The 19,639-nt window shown below is 41.1% G+C and carries 11 protein-coding genes; all 11 read left to right on the forward strand.

The annotated features are described in order from the left end of the window. Positions 1-309: 309 nt before the first annotated feature. The 11 genes from HDE70_RS27220 (at position 310) to HDE70_RS02375 (ending at position 19,530) form a co-directional block, all read left to right on the forward strand. Complete coding sequence (locus HDE70_RS27220) at positions 310-531, forward strand: hypothetical protein (protein ID WP_260159877.1); 222 nt, start codon at positions 310-312, stop codon at positions 529-531. Positions 532-825: 294 nt separating this feature from the next. Beyond that, the gene (locus HDE70_RS02330) at positions 826-3,171 is read left to right on the forward strand and encodes a TonB-dependent receptor (RefSeq protein ID WP_183887817.1); all 2,346 of its coding nucleotides are present in this window, start codon (positions 826-828) and stop codon (positions 3,169-3,171) included. Positions 3,172-3,183: 12 nt separating this feature from the next. Further along, a complete protein-coding gene (locus HDE70_RS02335; protein WP_183887819.1) occupies positions 3,184-4,146 on the forward strand; it encodes a DJ-1/PfpI family protein in 963 nt (320 codons plus the stop codon). Positions 4,147-4,391: 245 nt separating this feature from the next. After that, positions 4,392-6,251, forward strand: a complete 1,860-nt coding sequence (locus tag HDE70_RS02340; protein ID WP_183887821.1) for a CocE/NonD family hydrolase — start codon at positions 4,392-4,394, stop codon at positions 6,249-6,251. Positions 6,252-6,649: 398 nt separating this feature from the next. Further along, on the forward strand, positions 6,650-7,789 hold the full coding sequence (locus HDE70_RS02345; protein ID WP_260159878.1) for a formylglycine-generating enzyme family protein: 1,140 nt from the start codon (positions 6,650-6,652) through the stop codon (positions 7,787-7,789). Positions 7,790-7,819: 30 nt separating this feature from the next. Continuing rightward, positions 7,820-8,434, forward strand: coding sequence for an RNA polymerase sigma factor (locus HDE70_RS02350; RefSeq protein WP_260159879.1), 615 nt, complete (start codon positions 7,820-7,822; stop codon positions 8,432-8,434). Between the two features lie 61 nt (positions 8,435-8,495). Then, positions 8,496-9,668, forward strand: a complete 1,173-nt coding sequence (locus HDE70_RS02355) for a FecR family protein (protein ID WP_183887825.1) — start codon at positions 8,496-8,498, stop codon at positions 9,666-9,668. 131 nt (positions 9,669-9,799) lie between these two features. Then, positions 9,800-13,252, forward strand: coding sequence for a TonB-dependent receptor (locus HDE70_RS02360; protein WP_183887827.1), 3,453 nt, complete (start codon positions 9,800-9,802; stop codon positions 13,250-13,252). Between the two features lie 19 nt (positions 13,253-13,271). Next, the gene (locus HDE70_RS02365) at positions 13,272-14,942 is read left to right on the forward strand and encodes a RagB/SusD family nutrient uptake outer membrane protein (protein ID WP_183867640.1); all 1,671 of its coding nucleotides are present in this window, start codon (positions 13,272-13,274) and stop codon (positions 14,940-14,942) included. Between the two features lie 2 nt (positions 14,943-14,944). Further along, entirely contained in the window at positions 14,945-16,351 is a 1,407-nt protein-coding gene (locus HDE70_RS02370) for an arylsulfatase (protein ID WP_183887829.1), read from the forward strand. 8 nt (positions 16,352-16,359) lie between these two features. Then, positions 16,360-19,530, forward strand: coding sequence for a glycoside hydrolase family 2 TIM barrel-domain containing protein (locus HDE70_RS02375; protein WP_221301999.1), 3,171 nt, complete (start codon positions 16,360-16,362; stop codon positions 19,528-19,530). Positions 19,531-19,639: the final 109 nt, after the last annotated feature.

Consider the following 19,639-nt stretch of genomic DNA (forward strand, 5'->3'; position numbering starts at 1 on the left):
AAACAAGCTTCTGGCCGTAGACAAGATATCACCGATGTTAAGACATTATAAAAGTTAATGAAATCTAAAAAAGGCAGTTCCCCGGATAAAACCGATGAAAATTTTTTAAGTGGTCAATAAAGCTTAGTTTTGAGCAGGATTATGTTCAAAAGTGCTATTGCCATTGTTATTCTGGTTTTACTGATATTATCTAATTTCAGTAGACTGTTCATTTATGCTGGTTTTGAACTGAATCAAAAATATATTGCCAGTACACTGTGCGAAAATAGGGATAAGCCTGAAATACATTGTAATGGTAAATGCTATTTGATGAAAAAGTTAAAACAGGCGGAAGAAAAAGAAAAGAAACAAGAGCAAGATAGTTATAGGAAGGGGTCTGTTGACCAATGCATTTTGAAACAAAGTATTACACCTGTTCTATTCTCTAATCAAATAAAAGAAATCCACCTCCTTGAAATCACTTTCCATTTACCCAAATTTAGTTTGGAAGTACCTCATCCACCACCTTCTATATTTAATCCCATCTCTTAATTAAACATCATTTTGCTCATCGTCTTTTTTGTCTTTTGACAATTCAGCTATTGGCGCTATTTTAAAAAAAAAACTGCCAGCCAGGTGTTTACGGGAGTTTTATCTATTACCTGGTAATTCAGGGTCTATTGGTCATTATTTAATAATGTAAGTGTATCCCTATGGATGCTTCATATTATTTTATATATAACTCGTCCATAAAAGTGATTATATGGAGCGTGCTTTCAGGTATGTAGAAAAATAAATTACTTAGCTAAGTCGCAACAGATTACAAAAAAACACAAATAAGATTTCATGAAGCAGTTCTTATACACAATACTTGGAATATTTTTAACAGCAAATTTGCAGGCACAACCCATAAATGGAAAAGTCAGCGCATCAAATGGAAAGCCCATTGAAACAGCAACCATCAGTGTTTTAAACAGCACAAAAGCGACTACTTCTGATAAGGAAGGTAAATTTACCCTCTTTTTAATGGCAGGGGATTACCAATTGTCAATAAATGCGGTTGGTTTTGCCACTCAATTTAAAAAGGTTACCATAACAGATCAGGCACCCATCAATTTACTGATCGAACTTCAATCAGCTAACCGGCAGCTGAACGAAGTAGTCGTGACCGCAGACAGTAAACAGCAGGATGTTCAAAAAGTTCCTGCTGCAATTACTGTGTTAGATGCTAAACAGATTAAGGACTACCGCCTTTGGGATATTACCAACCTGACTGCTATTGCGCCTAATTTGTTTACCGTAGAACATGGTAACAGCACCAGCTCTAATTTCTTCAACATACGCGGAGTGATGGGTTTTTCTAGTGAACAGGCTGTAGCTACCTATGTGGATGGTGTCTACCAGTTTGATTATTTTTCTGCGCCGCCATTGTTCAATGATGTGCAAAACATTGAGATCCTGCGGGGCCCTCAGGGAACGCTCTATGGGCGTAACGCTTTTGGTGGTGTGGTAAATATCACCACCAAACAACCTGGTAACAAGCCAGGCGGCTATTTTGAAACCACCTTTGGCAATTATGGTCAACAGCGCTATACAGCCAGTTTATCTAGCCCAATTGTTGCGAATAAACTTTTTGCCAGCGGCTCTTTTACCTATAATCACCGTGGATCAATCTATTACAACGAATTTACTAAAAGTGGTTTCGACCGGAGAGAGGACTACTCGGGCAATTTCAACTTGCGTTACCTGCCATCAGCGAATTGGTCACTTGCATTGAATGCAAAATTGGAAAATGACAATGATCGTGGCAGTTTTCCGTGGTTAGGCTCAATTGAAGAGGTATTTGCTAAGCCTTACCAGGTGAATACCAACGATACTAACGTGGAACGCAGGAAAAATTTCAATACGTCTTTAGCTGCTAACTACTACGGGAAGCATTTTAATTTTACTTCGGTATCTTCTTACATTAACTGGCATGCCTATTACGAGGGAAAAGGCGTTGATTATGATTTCAGCCCTTTAGATGCTTTGAGTACCGCGCCTGATCAACGGCAACATGTTTTTACCCAGGAAATCCGGTTTAGCTCGCCATCGACAACTCAGAACAAGCTTAAATGGGTAGCAGGCGCTTACGGATTTACACAAAACACCCGCATGAATGCACCGACATTTTACGGGCCGGATTACGTTTTGTTAGATCCAACTGCTGTTAATGCTCCATTCACTAAAACCAGTATCAGCAGGGGCAATAATAGAGGCTATGCATTCTTTGGACAGGCAACTTACAACATTACCGGCCAATTGGATTTCACAGCAGGTATACGCTACGATCATGAAAACCGTAAACTTAGTCAATATACCGAATATCAGAAAGATCCTGACCCTGTAAGCTTGTTAACACCTAACCAGGATTACCGGGCCAACTTTCACGCGGTTACACCCAAATTCGTCTTAAGCTATAAATTAGTGGATAACATGCTTATTTATGGTTCCTATGCAAGAGGTTTCCGTGCAGGCGGATTAAACACCAATGCAACAAATCCCGCGCAAGTCCCTTACCAGCCAGAACATTCAGATAACTACGAGATTGGTTGGAAAAATATGTTTTTTAACAACAAGCTGAAATTAAACCTGACAGCATTTTATTTAGAACAACATAATCAGCAGATCAGTACTGCAATGGACGGTATTAACGCATTAATCCTGAACGTAGGCGAAATGCATAATAAGGGGGTAGAACTTGAAGTAACAGCTCTTCCGCTAAAAGGGTTGCAAATTGACTGGAATGCAAGTTATTCGCATGCACGTTATACCTCACTCTTATTGTATAGTGATGAGGTAAAAGCAGTGGTAAACTACAAAGGTGGCCAGCCAATTAATACACCTCCTGTCAGTTCGATGTTTGCTGCTCAGTATACCTATGATTTCGCAGGCAGTAAACAAAAATTATCCGCGTTCGTCAGGGGTGAATACCGTTACATTGATAAATATTATTTTGATTTTATCAATGGATTAAGTCAGCCCGGCTATAGTCTGTTCAATGCTAAAACCGGTATAAGCATCAAAAACTTTGAATTAAATTTCTGGGCCCGTAATATCACAGATAAAAAATATGTGGCTTATGGATCGTTCGGCACATTCCTTTTGGGAAGTCCGGGAACCTATGGAACTACATTAATCGCTAAATTTTAAACCACAAGAATTATGAAAAAACTGATTTTTGCTGCAACTATAATCTTAATGCTTGCAGCTTGTAAAAATAAAACAAATGATCCAGGAACAACAACAACCGAAAATCATACGGAACAGATGTCTTTAGGCTTTCCTGAGCCTAAAGTGAAGATTAAGACCGTAGGTATTTTGCTTTATGATAATTACGCCGTTTTGGATGCGATGGGCCCCTATCATGTATTGAGTGAACTGATGGGCGCCAGGGTGTTTTTTGTGGGACGGCATAAAGGGCTCATCACTACAGGAGATGGACTGAAAGTGCAGTGTGACTCATCGATCGCTGAGGTAAAGCAGTTAGATATCTTAGTTATTCCTGGCGGATTGAATGAAACTTACATGGCTACGAAAGATACCGTTCTGCTGAACTGGATAAAAGCGATCGATTTGCATTCTAAATATACCACAAGCGTGTGCACTGGCGCCTGGCTTTTAGCTGCTACCGGTTTATTAAAAGATCAACAGGCCACAACGCATTGGTTTGGAAAGCAAATCCTGAAAGATCAATTCGGAATAAGCGCTCAAAATAAGCGCTATGTGAAAAGCGGTAAGTACTGGACCAGTGCTGGTGTCTCCGCTGGTATTGATATGAGCCTGGCCCTGGTCAACGAGATCAGGGGCGAAAAGTATACACAAATGGTCATGCTGGATTTGGAGTATAACCCGCAACCACCGGTCAAAGGCGGAAGTGAACAAAATACCGATAAAAATATTGTGGAGAATATGCGCTCGATGTACAACAGTGCTATAGCACCGCTATTACATCCTGAAAATGCATCGGCAAAAATAAAAACCGATAACGACCCGGTTTGTGGTATGTCTTTATCAGCAGGTTATGCAGACACGACCAATTACAAAGAAAAAGTTCTTGGTTTTTGCTCAGTCACGTGCAAGGAGACATTCAAGGGAAATCCAGCTTCTTATTTGGGGACAAAATAATTAGAGATACGTATACTTTCCCGAAAAATCATAACCTGCGTTTCATCAAGAGAACGCAGGTTACCGTAAAAGGTTTGACCGGCACGATTTTTAACTGACTTAAATAAACCAATTATAAAAAACACACATTACCTGTCAAATTAATATCATAAACAATATATATCATTTGTAATATTGTAAATAATATATTGCTGCTGTGATTAACAGATAGATGATCACCCGCTTAACTAAATTAATTGTGTTATATGAAAAAACTGATCCTGCTTTTTCTTCTTCTGCTTGCAATCAGGGTTGTTGCCCAGGATGCTTCAGCTGATTCAGCCTATATCAAAGAAAATTACAGTAAATATGAATACCAGCTGCCAATGAGGGACGGGAAAAAATTATTTACAGCAGTCTATGTCCCAAAAGATCATTCTAAAACCTATCCGATCATGATGCAGCGTACCTGTTATAATGTTGGTCCGTATGGCCCTGAAAATTATAAGACAAGTCTTGGGCCTTCCTCATTGTTTTTGCATGATGGATATATTTTTGTTTATCAGGATGTAAGAGGCAGATGGATGAGTGAAGGGATTTTTCAGGAGATGACCCCTGCACTTGAAGAGCATAAAACCAGCAAAGACATAGACGAGGGGACAGATACTTATGATACTATTGACTGGCTGATTAAAAATATACCCGGAAACGATGGGAAGGTTGGTGTCTGGGGGATTTCCTATCCGGGTTTTTATACTACCGCGGCTTTATTGAGCAGGCACCCTGCATTGCTGGCCGCTTCTCCGCAGGCGCCCATTGCCAATCTTTATCATGACGATGCCTTTCACAATGGGGCATTTATGCTGGCTGCCAATTTTGGTTTTTATCCATTCTTTACCAACCGGCAAGATGATAAACCAACGCAGCAGGCAGGAAAGCAATTTGAGCCCGGGACTAATGATGGCTATGATTTTTTTCTGAAAATGGGCAGTCTTCGAAATTCAAACGTTAAATATTATCAGGATACGATCCGGTTATGGAACGAAATGATGGATCATCCTAATTACGATCAGCATTGGAAGGACAGGAATATTTTACCGCATCTCCATGATATTAAAACAGCCACACTGGTTACCGGGGGATGGTATGATGCGGAAGACTTATACGGCGCCATTAAAACCTATAAGGTGCTGAAGATACGAAACCCGAATACACCGGTTTATTTTGCTATGGGGCCATGGGTACATGGCGGATGGTCCAGGGGAGATGGTGATCATCTTGGTGATGTGGATTTTGGCGCAGCAACTTCTGCCTATTACAGGGAAAAGATTGAATTTCCTTTTTTTAGCCATTATTTAAAAGGAACAGCTTTAGACTTACCGAAGGTTTCTGTGTTTGAAACTGGTGTTAACCAGTGGAAAGCTTATGATCAATGGCCACCTGAGGATGCTAAAGAACAGAAACTTTACTTTCTTCCAAATGGAAAACTTTCTTTTGAGGCACCAAAAGATAAAGGCAATACCTTTAATGAATTTGTTTCAGATCCGAACAAACCTGTACCCTTTATAAACCATCAGACCATGGATATGGACAGGGAGTATATGACTTCTGATCAACGCTTTTCTGCGGCAAGGCCGGATGTTTTGACTTATCAAACTGATATTTTAACCAATGACGCCACCTTGGTCGGGGATATCCGGGCAAACCTGAGCATTTCTACTACTGGGACAGATGCCGATTGGGTGGTAAAGGTAATTGATGTTTATCCGGATACTGTCCAAAATAACAAATGGACAGGTAAAGATGTTCAAATGGCCGGTTACCAGCAGATGGTAAGAAGTGAAGCGATGAGAGGCAAATTCAGGTATGGATTTGACCATCCGGTAGCATTTACGCCTGGAAAAGTAAGCCAGGTAAACTTTGAACTTCAGGATATACAGCATACTTTTAAAACCGGGCACCGGATCATGGTGCAGGTTCAGAGTACTTGGTTCCCCTTGATTGACCGTAATACGCAACAGTTTCAGGATATCATGAAAGCAAAGGATACTGATTTTAAATCAGAAACACACCGCGTTTTTACTTCTGTTGCACAACCGAGCTTTTTAAGGGTCAAGGTTTTGTAGTCGGTATAACGAGTTGGCCATAGTGCCAACTTTTTTATTTTATCGGGCAAAAATCGACTAAAACCTTATTCCTAATCCAAAACAAACGTTTGTGCTGAGATTTAACGGCTAATTCCTCCAGTCTTAACTAAATCGTTAAAACGGCCTTAATTAACTTGATTATACATTTATTTTGTATCACGTCAAGCAAAAAACACCCGGATCTTCTTTTTAATCAAGGCAATTATGCAAGCGTTTGCGTAGTTCTCGTGCTTTTTAATGGCTCTGCTTGCCAGTATATTAGTTCTGAAGCTTATACGGTTTAAACTAAAACCTTTAACCCTGAACAAACAATCCTTTCCCTGAAAATTTTTTTGGCAGATGATAGATGAACCTCTTGTGGCAGATGTGATATGAAAATGAATAAAAGAGTTTTTTACCTGCTGCCGCTACTTTTTAGTCTGGCTTGTAAACAAAAAATAAAGCAACAGGACACCGTCACGCTATCTCATAAGCCCAATACTTCTTGCAGCAGTACTTTACCTGTGCGTTATGGTGTACCAGTAGCTTGCAAAATAAGTAAAACCAGCATTGTTAAAAAAGGAAATGTAAGCCATAAAATGAGGTGGGTTCCTGCTGGTAATTTTGTGATGGGCGCAAGAGATAATGAAGGCAGGATGGATGAATACCCAGCCCACGAAGTGAAATTGAGTGGCTTCTGGATGGATGAAACCGTAGTGACCAATGCACAATTTGAAGCTTTTGTGAAAGCTACCGGTTATGTTACCGTTGCGGAACGTAAACCAGATTGGGAAGAACTAAAAAAGCAACTGCCGGCTGGTACCTCAAAACCAGCAGACGATGTATTGGTTCCGGCAGCATTAACTTTTACCCCGCCATCACACCCTGTTCCATTAAACAATGCCAGTTTGTGGTGGAGCTGGACACCGGGCGCTAATTGGAGACATCCGGAAGGCCCGTCATCTGCGCTTAAAGGAAGAGAAAATTATCCTGTCACACAAGTGGCATGGGAAGATGCGGCGGCCTATGCCAAATGGGCTGGTAAACGTCTGCCTACAGAAGCAGAGTGGGAATATGCCGCGCGCGGAGGACTCAAAGACGCTATCTATTCCTGGGGAAATGAACCTGTTCAAAAAGGAAAACCAAAAGCAAATACCTGGCAGGGAAGCTTTCCTGATAAAAATACAAATTGGGATCATTTCTGTGGGATAGCACCAGTGGCCTCTTTTACGCCAAACCAGTATGGTTTATACGACATGTCGGGAAATGTGTGGGAATGGGTAGCCGACTGGTATGATGTGAATTACTATCAAACTATAAGTAATCAAATTACATGGAATCCTAAAGGCCCCATAAAAAGTTATGATCCGCAAGAACCTTCCATTCCTAAAAAAGTAACCAGGGGAGGATCATACTTATGTAATGAATCTTACTGCAAAGGATACAGAGTGACTGCAAGAATGAAAACATCACCAGATACAGGACTTCAAAATACAGGTTTCAGATGCGTTTCTTCCAAGCCTAAACCAAAAAGCTGACCCATACGAACCAAGACTAAACTTAAGAAAATGCTGCATTCAATGTTTACCATCAGGAATACAAAATCCTATGCTACCCTTTCAGATCATGAACTGGCTGGTTTGCTTGCGGCTGATGATGAAGCAGCATTCAATGAACTCTATAAAAGATATTGGGAAAGACTATATGTTATTGCCCGTCAAAGAATCGATGACGCTTATGAAGCAGAAGAAATTGTACAGGATATTTTCTGTAACCTGTGGAGAAAACGCAGCACATTTGAATTGACGAAAGGATTTCAATATTATTTCTCCGTAGCAGTGAAGTTTGAAGTTATCAACCGGATGGCGAAAAAAAGCAGAGAGAACAGGGTGAAAAAAGAAGTATTGGTTCTGAGTTCCCCGTTTGATGAATCTACCTCAGATCAGCTGGATTTCAATGAACTGAAAAGTCAACTGGCCTTAACCATCAAGGTTTTACCTGAAAAATGTCTGTTGGTTTTTAAGCTTAAACATGAACAAGGATATTCTCAGAAGCAGATTGCACAAGAAATGGATATTGCAGAGAAAACCGTAGAAGCACATCTTGCCAAGGCCAGAAAGACTATCCGGCTTAGGTTCGGGCACCTCGCATCCATGGCTAAGTCAGTCCTGTTTTTATATTAATTTCAAAATAGACTAAGGGATTTCATGAATTGATTTGGCTATTTATTAAACAGCCCTTATCATGAGTTCCAATCAGGACAAAGACAAACTATCAAAACTCGCAGAAAAGTGGCGTAATGGTACGATCACAGAAGCAGAGAAAATTAAGTTTAATAACTGGTATAACTCTTTTGATGATACAGAGTTCACCGTGGAAGAGCAGGGCAGCCGTATTGATCTTGAAAAAAGTATCAATGAAAAGATAAAAGATAAACTTCGTCTTCCAAAGCGAAGAAACAGTATAAGGATTTATTCAATTTTAGCAGTAGCAGCAACCCTGGTGCTGACTTCAGGAATACTAATCTACCTTTCTTTTCACACATCCTTATCTCCCGAAAAAAAGCCCATCACACAGATTGCTTCTATCATTCAGCCCGGTGGTAATAAAGCAACGTTAACACTGGCCAATGGTCAGAAGATCAGTTTAACAGATACCTCAAATGGAGAAATTGCGGAGCAATCTGGTATAGCGATTACCAAAACCGCTGATGGACAATTAGTTTATACGATTAAAAAATCATCGGTTGTTTCCGCTGCAAACCAGACCACTCAATTTAATACGATAGAAACCCCTGTAGGCGGACAATATCAAATCAATCTGCCCGATGGAACAAAAGTTTGGCTCAATGCCGCTTCTTCCCTTAAATATCCAGCACAATTTGCAGCTCATCAACGTAAGGTTGAATTGACAGGTGAAGGTTATTTCGAAGTATCAAAAGATAAGAAAAGACCATTTACAGTAATAACCGATAAACAGCAGGTTCAGGTGCTGGGCACTCATTTTAATGTCAATGCTTATAAAGAAGAACAGGCTACAAAAACGACACTTTTAGAAGGCAGCGTTAAAGTTTCCAATTCTGTTCAGCAAAAGCAAGGTAATTCAAAACTGCTAATCCCCGGAGAACAATCCACCTTAACCCAGGCTTCATTTCAGGTAGAAAAGGTAGACATTGAAAATGCAGTAGCGTGGAAAAATGGCTATTTCACCTTTGCCGATGAAGACCTTGAAGTCTCTATGCGCAAACTCAGCAGGTGGTACAACGTAGACATTTCTTACCAGGGGAAATTTGATAATATATCTTTTGGTGGGACAATTTCAAGATCAAAAAGCCTGTCAGAAGTGATCCAGATTCTTGAATTAACCCGAAAAGTGAAATTCAAAATAGAAGGAAGGAGGATTATACTGATGTCATAACTTTTACTTCCAATACTAAACACACCAACAACATCCAGCACACCAACGCTGCCAAACACACCAAACAAAAATCAACTTAACCAGATTACCTGGCCTCAACAGCAGGTAATCGTCTAAACACAACCAAATCAATGTATGAAAACCTAGCCCCTGATTCATACGGGAAATCCTGTAGGAATCAGAAAATTCTTCGTGTTACGAAGTTTACGATGATTTTAATGCTCACGGCTGTGCTACAGTTTAATGCAATGGCCTTTGCACAAGGCCGTATTACGCTGTCCCGTAAAAATGCACCGCTGGAAAAAATTCTCAATGAAATCAAAAGTCAGAGCGGATATGATATCTTTTTTATCAGAAAAGACCTGAAACTGGCCAAACCAGTCAATATAGAAGTCAAAGAAGCAAGTCTGGAAGATGCATTGCTGCAAGTTTTTGCCAATCAGTCTCTTGAATATACCATTGCAGCAAAAACAATAGTTGTACAGGAAAAAAAAGTAACCACCCCTTCGGCCGTTAAAGCAAATATCAATGTAACCGGTAAGGTTGTAGACGAAAAAGGAATGGGTATTCCTGGCGCAACTGTTAAAGTCAAAGGTACAATACAAGGCGGAATCACGGATAGTGATGGCCAATTTAAACTAGCTAACGTAGATGAAAAAGCAATTCTTGTAGTCTCTTATTTAGGCTATATCACTCAGGAAATCAGTGCCGGACCGGGAAGCCCGTTAACAATTAAACTGGCCGTACAAGCAAGTAATCTGGACGAAGTAGTTGTGGTTGCTTATGGTACACAGAAGAAAAGCAGTTTAACAGGTGCTATTGCTACAGTGAGTGCAAAACAATTGAAAGACAGGCCTGTGAGTTCCTTACAGAATGCTTTACAAGGAGTTTCTCCGGGTTTGACCATTTTGCAACGTCCTGGCGATGTGGGCCGTAAAACTGACGGTACTTCAAGCAGTACAGGTACAATTTCCATCAGGGGAAGAGCGAGTTTGAGTTCTGCCAGTGAACCGATGTATGTAATCGACGGAATTCCGGCGACGGCAGCAGAGCTAAGTGCCATCAATTCAAATGATATTTCCAGTATTTCTGTTTTAAAAGATGCTTCATCAGCCTCTTTATATGGTTCCAGAGCTGCAAATGGAGTAATTATGGTCACGACCAAACGCGGTGGCGGAGATAGAACCCTGGTAGAACTGAATGCAGATTACGGCTGGCAAACTGCCACACGTTTACCAAAATATGCAGGCTCGTTTGATTACGCTAATCTCTACAACGAAGCGCTAACCAATGCCGGTGGAAAACCAATATTTACAGCTGCGCAGCTTCAAGCTTATCAGGACGGCTCTCAGCCAGATTTATATCCAAATACAAACTGGTATAAAGAAGTATTGCGTCAAAGCGCACCACAAAGTAATATCAGTCTGAATGTGAATTCGCCGGGTAAAGTGACCAGCAGTTATCTAGGCTTGAATTATCTGACACAAGCCTCTTTAATCCCCGGTAAAAAACAAAGCCGTGTTGGTGGTAAATTGAATACAGAAAGTATTATCGTCCCGAATATTTTAAAGTTCGGTACAAACCTATCCTTCACCAATCAGAATTTTGATCGTAAAGGAGACCTGAACTGGACAGAATTAAACCGCTCTTTGCCAACTTCAGTACTGCGTCAAAGTAACGGAGACTGGGGATCTATGGACAATGGAGTGGTCAACTCACAAACGGCGAAACGTAACCAGATGCGTATGATCGAAGACGGCGGCAGTGCCTGGGATAAAGATAATTATCTGCAAACGGCAGGAAATGTTGTTTTAACTCCTTTGCCGGGCCTGACGATCAACGGACTAGCTTCGTTTAAATTTACAGATGGAAACTCCTGGGCATTTACCAGCACACTGGATCCGATCAACAACTTCCTGACCGGGGCACCTATTGCTTCTACTGCAATGACAGTGAATAACATGAAGGAATATTACCGTAAAAGAAGAGAAACCCTGGTACAGGGAACAGCAGATTACGAGCGTACCTTTGGTAAACATTTTGGTAAATTAACAGTTGGCGCAAGTCAGGAAAGTAATACTTACAGAACAGCCTTTCTGGGCAGAAAAAACTTCCCTAACAATGATTTAACTACAGTAGGCAGCGGTTCATCGAATGCCGAAGATATCAATACGGATGATGACGGACAGGCCAATACATCAGCAGAACAACAATGGGCAATACGTTCGCTGTTCGGCCGTTTCAACTATGCTTTTAATGACAAATATTTACTGGAAGCCAATGTGCGTATAGATTACTCTTCCCGTTTCGAAAGCAGTGTGCGCAGAGCAGTATTTCCTTCTTTTTCTGCGGGATGGATAGTTTCGAAGGAAGATTTTATGAAGAACATCGGCTGGATAACTAACCTGAAATTGCGTGGCTCTTACGGCTCTTTAGGAAATGAAAACCCAGTAACCATTGGTAACTATTCTAACCTGTTAAATAACGGTTATGCTTACAGTTTTGAAGGAACACCACAAGGAGGTGTATGGCAAAACAGGATACCTAACCTGCTGACTTCATGGGAAAGCGTATACATGACGAATTTTGGTTTAGACCTGAGTTTGTTTAAAGGCAAATTGGATATTACCGCAGATTATTATATCAAAGACACCAAAGATCTGCTATTAAGAGTTTCGACACTCGAAACAATTGGGGTAAATACCAATACGACCGATGCAAAGACCAGCGGATTGCCTTTAGTCAATGCAGCTTCCACCCAAAATAAAGGATTTGAATTAGGGTTGACGCATAACAACAAAATAGGCAACGATTTCAGTTATAGTATCGGTGCAAACTTCTCTATCATTAAAAATAAAATTACAGGATTATCAGACAGCAGAGACAACTTTGATGGCAGATATATTCAGAGAGTAGGAGAGTCTATCGGCTCATTTTATGGCTATGAGGCCGACGGTCTTTTTACAAATGCCGCAGACGTAAAAAATCATGCTTTTCAATCCGCAGCAACCGGCCCCGGTGATATTAAATACAAAGACCTGAATGGCGATGGTAAAATTGATGCGCTGGATCGTAAAGTTTTAGGGACGGATGTTCCGTGGTTCAATTACGGCTTTAATATCAGTGCAAGCTATAAAGGTTTTGATTTCAGCGTACTTACCTATGGTGTGGCCAATGTGAAAACGTACCTGTCAGAAGAAGCAGCTTATCCATTTTTTAATGGAGCAGGTGTCAAAGAACAATGGAAAAACCGCTGGACTACAGCTAATCCTGATCCAAACGCAGACTTTCCACGTATCCTGACTACCGCAGCAGGTGGACAAAATTATACACCAACCTCTTCTTTCTGGTTATTCAGCGGTTCTTATTTCAGGGTCCGTGGAATCACTTTAGGTTATACCATTCCACAGCAGGTGAGTAAAAAATTCGGCATGTCAAGACTGAGATTTTACGGTACAAGCAGTAATCCATTTACGATTATGGCAGATAAACGTCTGGCTGATTATGATCCTGAATCAGGTTCTGGCCGTGGTGGCTACCCTGGTATAAAAACATGGTCACTAGGTTTAAATGCAAGTTTCTAATCATAAAAAAATTAAAGCAATGAAAAGATCATCCAAATATATACTTACAGGCTTATTGGCAGCTTTTGCATTTACTTCCTGTAAAAAAGACTTTTTAGAAAGACCCCCGCAGCAACTTTCTGAACTTACGTTCTGGAAAAATGAAAATGATGTTTACCAGGTCGTGATGGGTGTTTATGCCAAACTTCCCGGTGCAGACGGTGCTTTTGGTACTTTATACGCCGATGGTGCGTCTGACAATGCCCATGCGCAGTATCCATGGGAAAGTTTTGCTACTGACGCTTCTTCAGGAGCGATTACTTCTACGATAACACCAGAATTAGCAGGGTGGGATTATACAGGTATCCGCAGAGCAAATTATTTTCTGGATAATGCCGATAAAGTAACTGCGATTGATAAAGCCTTGTTAGACCGGTATAAAGCAGAAGTGCGTTTTATGAGAGCTTTCTCTTATTTCAACCTGCTCAGCAGATTTGGTGCAGTTCCATTAATCAAAAATGTGGTAGCCATAGGGGATGAGAATATTGCACAAACCCCAAAAGCCGAAGTTTTAAAATTCGTATTGGACGAACTGGATGCTGTTTCAAAAGTCCTGCCTCAAGCTTATGCAGGTGGTAAACCAAATGAGAAAGGGAGAATTACAAAAGGTGCAGCATTAGCCTTAAAAGCCAGAGCTTATCTATATGATGGGCAGTGGCAGCAAGCAGCCGATGCAGCGAGCCAGGTGATGGGATTAGGGTATAGCCTGTTTAAAGTAACGACGGCCGATCCGCTTCAGGCAAATGATAAATACACGGATCTGGTAAATTTCACAGATGCAGCCGATGAGCGTAAATTCCGTTTAGGGCTAAGCAGTTACGAAGCGCTTTTCTATCAGAAAAATAACGGAAATGCCGAAGTTATCCTTGATCAGCAGCATATCAAGCAAATTGATGTGAACCCGCTGAATACTTTATTGCCTCCGGGTACAATAGGTGGCTGGAGTTCGGTAACGCCTACACAATCACTGGTAGACAGCTACGCAAGCTATAAAACTGGAGATGCGGTAGCTCCGGCAGATCCGGCAAAACGTGCGGCGCTTTATTTAGCTAAAGATCCGGCGCTTGCCAATGAATATAAAAATCGTGACCCACGCTTTTATGCGAGTATTTTGTTCGAAAATGCCCCCTGGTATGCGGTAGAAGATAATTATCAGTTTAAATGGGTGGAGGGCGCTGCTAACATGTCTCAGACAGGTTATAATTTCCGCAAAATGATAGATCCCTCTATCTTAAGGGAACAGGTTGATAACTATTCAAACGTAATCCTGATCCGCTATGCGGAAGTTTTATTAACTTATGCGGAAGCTAAAAATGAAGTGAGCGGGCCTGATGGTTCGGTTTATGACGCATTGGATGCCATTCGTACCCGTTCAGGAATGCCAGTAGTGGACCGTACAAAATATGCAGATCAGAACGCTTTAAGAACATTGATCCGTAATGAACGCAGAGTAGAGCTGGCTTTAGAAGGGCAACGTTATATGGATATCCGCCGCTGGAAAATTGCACCACAGGTGATGACTACAATCAATAATATTAAAAATAGCCAGGCACAACAGCGGATATGGAATGATAAATTATACCTGATGCCAATTCCTCAATCACAAATTGACCTTGCAAAAGGAGTATTGAAACAAAATACCGGGTATTAAATATGAAGAAATTAGCTGCGCTTGTCTGTTTAAGCCTGACATTCCTGACTACCCTGAAAGCACAGGAAAAACCTAATGTGGTTTTTATCCTGGCCGATGATATGGGCTATGGTGATTTGGGGGCTTATGGGCAGAAACTTATCCGGACGCCAAACATTGATAAACTCGCAGAGAACGGCATGTTATTTACGCAATTTTATGCAGGTACTTCTGTGTGTGCGCCCTCGCGTTCTGCTTTAATGACTGGCCAGCATACCGGGCATACACCTATCCGCGGTAATTATGAAATTGAACCAGAAGGGCAGCGGCCATTACCTGATTCAACAATTACACTGGCTAAAATATTCAAAAAAGCAGGTTATGCTACAGGCGATTTTGGTAAATGGGGATTAGGATTTGTCGGTTCATCCGGCGATCCGTTAAACCAGGGATTCGATCAGTTTTTTGGTTACAACTGTCAGCGTCAATCCCATAACTATTTTCCGGAGCATTTATGGGATAACAGGACAAAAGTCAGCCTGGATAACGATTTTACAAAACTGAAAGCATATGCTCCTGAACTCATTCAAAAGCAAGCTTTAAACTTTATAGCAGCTAACAAGGCGCAACCATTTTTTCTGTATCTATCTTATACTTTGCCACATGCCGGGTTGCAATTACCAGCCGGAAACAAGGCATTTGAGGACTATAAAAAAGAATTTAATGAACAGCCACGGGCGATAAAAAAAGAATGGGACGGTAACGGTTATCAACCACAAGCTTATCCGCATGCAGCTTATGCGGCTATGGTGACCACACTCGATACTTATGTAGGACAAGTTGTAGCGAAATTAAAAACCCTTGGATTAGACAAGAATACCCTGATCGTTTTCACCAGCGATAACGGGCCCCATCGGGAAGGAGGGAATGATCCTGGATTTTTCAATAGTAGTGGTGGTTTTAAAGGAATCAAAAGATCGCTTTACGAAGGGGGAATCCGCGAGCCGATGATCGCTTACTGGCCGGGGAAAATCCAAAAAGGTAAACGTACCCGGCAAACAGGTGCATTCTGGGACTTCCTGCCTACTTTCGCTGAACTGATTAAACAACCCGTTCCTGCTGCGGTAGATGGAATTTCTATTTTACCGACGCTGCTTTCCAGAGGCCGGCAAAAGCAACATGAATTCTTGTATTGGGAATTTCATGAAGATGGCGGAAGGCAGGCTGTAAGAAAAGGGAAATGGAAAGGAGTCAGAAATAAAGCGGATACGGAGTCTTCAAAATGGGAACTCTACAACCTGGAAACGGACCCTCAGGAAAGCAAGGATCTTGCTGCAACGCAACCGCTGATGATTAAACAACTACAAGAAATAACCCGCCAATCACATCGCCCATCGGATGTGCCCGCATGGAACTTTAAAAATAATTAAACACACCAATGAAATCTTCACTCCAATCAACGCTTCTGGGAATGATCGTTTTGCTTTCAGGTACGTTCACTGTCAAAGCGCAATTGATTCCAACAGAGCTGCAAACGCCCGATATCGTGTCCGTTAACCGGATGCCTATGCGCGCAGAAGCCTATGCTTATGAAAATAAGGCGCTGGCTGCTAAAAGGCAAAAAGAAAACTCTGCCTATTTCATGTCCCTGAACGGAACATGGAAATTTAACTGGGTGCAAGACCCTGCAAAACGTCCTTTGGACTTTTATAAAACAGATTATAACGATGCTGGATGGAAGGACTTTAAAGTTCCTGCCAACTGGGAAACCAATGGTTACGGGTTACCGGTTTATGTCAATCAGCCCTATGAATTTGCTGGGCAGACCAAAAGAGGCGCACGCTTAAATCCTCCTTTTGATATTCCGGTTGATAACAATCCGGTAGGCTCTTACCGTAAAACAATTGAAGTGCCTGCAAACTGGGACGGCCGCCAGATATTCATTCATTTAGGCGCTGTAAAATCGGCCTTTTACATTTGGGTAAATGGTAAAAAGGTTGGGTATAGTGAAGATAGTAAGCTTGCTGCTGAATTTGACCTGACCAAATATGTGAAACCAGGAAAAAACCTGATTGCTTTGGAAGTATACAGATGGAGTGATGGAAGTTACCTGGAATGCCAGGATATGTGGCGTATTTCTGGTATCGAACGGGATGTCTATTTATATTCGACACCTCGATTGGATATCCGCGATTTCAGGGTAAATGGTAATCTGACAAAGGATTATAAAGACGGTCTGCTGGATGTACAGCTTAATATAGATAATTACAGGATGGATCAGCGGACAAATCACAGCAAACCGGATACTTTCTCTGTCGCATTGGAATTAAATGATGCAACTGGAAAGTCAATCTGGAAAGATAACGCTGAACAGCAAACTGTATTGGGTAATTACCATCAACAACTGAATTTTAAGAAAGAGATCCCTTTAGTTAAGCAGTGGTCTGCTGAAATCCCTTATCTGTATACTTTGAATATCATCCTTAAGAACAGTAAAGGGGCGGTCATAGAAGTAATTCCACAGCGTGTAGGTTTCCGCAGTGTAGAAATTAAAGGCAGTGATTTCCTGGTAAATGGTAAACGTGTATTTATCAAAGGGGTGAACCGGCATGAACACAATGCTAAACAAGGCCATACTTTAACGCATGCGGATATGCGCAAAGATATGGAAATGATGAAAAAGCTCAATATCAATGCAGTCCGTCATTCTCATTATCCTCCAGATCCATACTGGATGGAGCTTTGTGATGAATACGGTTTATATGTGGTTGATGAAGCAAATATTGAGTCTCACGGCCGTGGATACGATCTGTCGGTTACTTTTGCGAATGACAAGACCTGGCGTAATGCGCATTTTGAACGGATACGCAGGATGTATGAAAGAGATAAAAACTATCCTTCGGTAGTGACCTGGTCACTCGGCAATGAAGCAGGGAACGGAATCAATATGTATGAAGGTTATAACTGGCTTAAAAGCACAGACACGACGCGTCCGGTACAATATGAACGGGCAGAAGAAGACTTTAATACCGATATGATTGTACCACAATATCCGGATCCGGAATGGTTAATTGAGTATTCGGAAAGTAAAGAGATGCGTCCGTTGATCATGAGTGAATTTGCCCATATTATGGGGAACAGCTTAGGGAATTATGATGAATATTGGAATGCCATTGAGCATCATCCAAAATTGCAGGGAGGATTTATATGGGAGTGGATTGACCAGGGATTAGATACGGTTAAAAACGGGAAACGTATTCTGGCTTATGGTGGCGATTTTCCTTTGGAGGGGCCAGTGAACGAGAATTTCAGTGATAATAATTTCTGTGTTAAAGGTGTGGTTACGGCTTACAGAGGATTAACGCCAATGGCTGTGCAGGTAAAAAAGACGCACCAGTTTATTAAAACGACTTATTTGGGTAATAACCAGGTTAAAGTTAACAATAGCTATTTTTTCAGAAATATAAACGATACGCAGTTAAATTGGGAGGTGATAGCAAATGGAAAAGTTATTGATAAAGGGACAGTAATAAACCTTGCAGTGGAGCCGCGTGCAGAAATCACAGTGACTTTGCCTGTTAAATTTAAACAGCAAGCTGGTAAAGAATACTTTCTGAATGTACATTATGTATTGAAAGAAGCAGAACCATTTTTAGAAAAAGGTTATGAAGTAGCTTATGAGCAGTTTGCCTTAAACAAAATAGAACCTGCTTCTGTACAGCCGGTTAAAGGTACTTTGCAAATCAATAAAACTGAAACGCTGTATACCGTTGCAGGTAAAGATTTTAAAGTGGAATTTGATGTGAAAGCAGGAGTGTTGAAAAGTTATTTTCAGCACAATGAACAGGTATTGGAAAATGGGCCTGTACCAGCTTACTGGAGAGCACCTACAGATAATGATATCGGTGCCGGATTCAATAAAAACCTGCGTAAGTGGCGGAATGCTTATCAAACGGCAAAATTAATTGCTTCAGATCTGGTGCAAAACCCGGATGGCAGTTATACGATGAACTTTAAAAAAGAGCTGCTGGACGGAGAAGCTATACAAGAATCTGCAATTACTGTTTTCGCTGACGGTACTTTAAAAGTGGATAACCATTTGAAAGCGGTTAAAGGAAAGTATCCTTTACTGCTCAGAGCAGGGACTGATCTGGAAATGAAGAAAGCCTATGATAACATTGAGTTTTATGGAAGAGGCCCGTGGGAAAACTATTGGGATAGAAAAACTGCTTCTCTGGTTGGTCTGTATAAACAAAAAACGAAAGATCAGTATTTTGCTTATGCACGGCCGCAGGAAAGTGGTAATAAAACAGATGTGCGTTGGGTAAATTTCACCAATCAGCAAGGAAAAGGATTACAGTTTGTTTATGAGAATAACCTGTTAAGCTTCTCGGCTTTACCTTACAGCCTGGACGATCTGGATCCTGAACAGGATAAGAAACAATATCATTCTGGTGAATTAACAGCAAGAAGCAGCATTTATATCCATATGGATGCACAGCAATCCGGTGTACAGGGAATTGATAGCTGGGGTTCAAGCCCGTTAAAGAAATACCGTGTCCCTTTTGCGGATCAGGTTAATAGTTATTGGATTAAGCCAATCAAGTAAAGGTTTTTAACCAATTAATGAGGGGAGATCTTTGAGCGGTATGAGCGCTAAAAGATCTCCCCTCATTAATTGAATTGATTTTTCGACATATTTTGTTTAAATGTCAAAA

This window comes from Pedobacter cryoconitis (assembly GCF_014200595.1).
Lineage (GTDB): Bacteria > Bacteroidota > Bacteroidia > Sphingobacteriales > Sphingobacteriaceae > Pedobacter > Pedobacter cryoconitis_C.